The 285-nt window shown below is 67.4% G+C and carries 1 protein-coding gene; it reads right to left on the bottom strand.

What is annotated here, in order from left to right; genetic code table 11:
• Window positions 1-101: 101 nt before the first annotated feature.
• Window positions 102-285: hypothetical protein (locus JL475_RS41095; RefSeq protein WP_237409623.1), on the bottom strand; the 184-nt coding region annotated here is incomplete at its 5' end.

Raw genomic sequence — 285 nt, 5'->3', positions numbered from 1 at the left:
GTTCTACCAGCTCGGCCGCCCTCGCCGGATGCGGGCATCGGAACCGAGATCACGACCCCGAACAGGCCCTAGATGGCCATCCAGTTCAACCCTCGGCAGCCCTACTGGCGGGCGCGCGGGTCGTCCGCCATCTCCAGGCCGTCGATCAGCGCATCCTGAAAAGCCCGGTTCCCGCGAGGCGGGAACTCCTCGTCCGCCAGGCCCTGGCACGGCGCTGTCACGTTGGCTGAGCGGGTGGGATGATCTTCTGGTTGATCATGCGGGAGGGGTTGTCCGTGGACAGCG

This window comes from Streptomyces sp. M2CJ-2 (assembly GCF_016757295.1).
In the GTDB taxonomy this organism is placed as follows: Bacteria; Actinomycetota; Actinomycetes; order Streptomycetales; family Streptomycetaceae; genus Streptomyces.
This window is presented reverse-complemented; position numbering and strand designations above follow the sequence as displayed.